At 64.4% G+C, this 1,277-nt stretch carries 1 protein-coding gene; it reads left to right on the top strand.

Annotated elements, in window-relative coordinates:
- The first annotated feature begins 134 nt into the window (after positions 1–134).
- Complete coding sequence (locus tag ACULPM_RS08010) at positions 135–1,178, top strand: Fic family protein (RefSeq protein WP_445331897.1); 1,044 nt, start codon at positions 135–137, stop codon at positions 1,176–1,178.
- Positions 1,179–1,277 lie beyond the last annotated feature (99 nt).

Here is a 1,277-nt window from a genome sequence, read left to right as displayed (position 1 = left end):
CGTCAGGCTTATTTGGCACGCTCGGACCGCGTGCCAAATAAGCCTGACGCCGTTGGCACACAAGTATCTCCGCCAGATGTGATAGATTTGGCGAAGATACTTCCATGGTGGCGGAGATACTCGAGGGAGGGGAAATGTGCGCGTTTGACTACGAGCGGAAGCTCTCAAAGCTCATGGTCCCCGAGGTTGTCGGCGCCCTCTCGGCCATCCATGCGTTCCGGGCACGTCTGGAGCTCAGGCAGGAGCTTCGTCCCGTCGAGCTCGAGGGGATGCGCGAGATCGCGCGCATCCAGAGCACGGGCGCCTCAAACAGCCTCGAGAACATCCGCACCTCAAACGCCCGCTTGCGCGAGCTCGTCCAGATGCGCGTCCAGCCCAGAAACCGTGACGAGCGCGAGATAGCGGGCTACCGTGCCGTGCTCGACCTCATTCACGAGAGTCACGCGCACATCGACGTGACCCCAAACGTCATCCTGCAGCTCCATCGCGACCTCTACCGTTATGTGGACGTCACCTTTGGCGGCCGCTGGAAGGATACAGACAACGTCATCGCCGAGACGGGGCCGAACGGGATGCTTGTTACGCGCTTCGTCCCCACAAGTGCGCTTGAGACGCCAGACGCGATGGCGGGCCTCTGCTCCGCATACGCGCGGGCCGTCAAGGACGGTCGCTACGATGTTCTTCTTGCCAGCGCGCTCTTCACGTTCGACTTTGTGAGCATCCATCCGTTCAACGACGGCAACGGGCGCATGAGCAGGCTCCTCATGCTGCTGACGCTCTATCGCGGAGGCTATGACGTGGGGCGTTACGTCTCCCTTGAGCACGAGATCGAGCGCACCAAGGAGACGTACTACGAGGCGCTGGCGGCGAGCTCGGCCGGCTGGCGGGAGGGGGAGAACGACTACCTGCCGTATGTGACGTACTTCCTTGGCGTGGTGCTCGCCTGCTACCGTGACCTGGACGAGCGCATGGCGGTGCTGTCTCAGGGGTCCTCCGAGGAGCGCGTGCGGGCCTTCATCGCCGGGCGCCTTGAGCCCGTGAGCCGGCGCGAGATCGCGGACGCCCTGCCCACCATCAGCTCGCGCACCCTCGACCGCGTGCTCGCGCGCCTTCAGGCGGCCGGCGGTCTGGAAAAGGTCGGCGCCGCGCGGGCCACGCGCTACCGCTGGGTGCGGTGACGTGCCAACGGCGTCAGGCTTATCTGGCGTGCCACTGGCGCCAGGCGTGCAAAGGGGACAGGCACTTTTGCACGGTTTGCCCGTGCAAAAGTGCCTGTC

The organism is Thermophilibacter sp. ZX-H3 (genome assembly GCF_052599055.1).
This window is presented reverse-complemented; position numbering and strand designations above follow the sequence as displayed.